Origin of the sequence: Rhizobium ecuadorense, assembly GCF_001187535.1 — a bacterium.
GTDB lineage: Bacteria > Pseudomonadota > Alphaproteobacteria > Rhizobiales > Rhizobiaceae > Rhizobium > Rhizobium ecuadorense.
In genome coordinates this window covers 1-297 of the sequence record NZ_LFIO01000494.1, presented here as the reverse complement: position 1 = coordinate 297, position 297 = coordinate 1, and the positions used below count along the sequence as shown (strand labels likewise).

Sequence of the window (297 nt, the reverse complement as noted above, 5' to 3'; positions counted from 1 at the left end):
GGTATTGCAGCTTGATAAGTTGCTGGGTGATCGTGCTGCCCCCCTCCACCACCGAGCCAGCCTCCAAATTCCGGAGAAACGCCCTCCCGATCCCTCTTGGATCGACGCCGAAGTGATCCATGAACCGGCGGTCCTCAATTGAAAGGACGGCATCGATCAGCCGCGGTGGGAACTGGTGGTATTGCGCATATGGCCCTTGATAAGGTCCCTGCCTTACGAGCGGCGCACCGTCGGCGGTTTCCAGCACAACGATAGGCTTTAACGTCCCGTCACGGATCTCGCGCCAGGGTACGTCTG

1 protein-coding gene is annotated in these 297 nt (G+C 59.6%); it reads right to left on the bottom strand.

What is annotated here, in order from left to right:
- Positions 1–297 (bottom strand): transglycosylase domain-containing protein (locus AF337_RS11550; protein WP_193393601.1); only part of this gene is annotated, 297 nt, incomplete at both ends.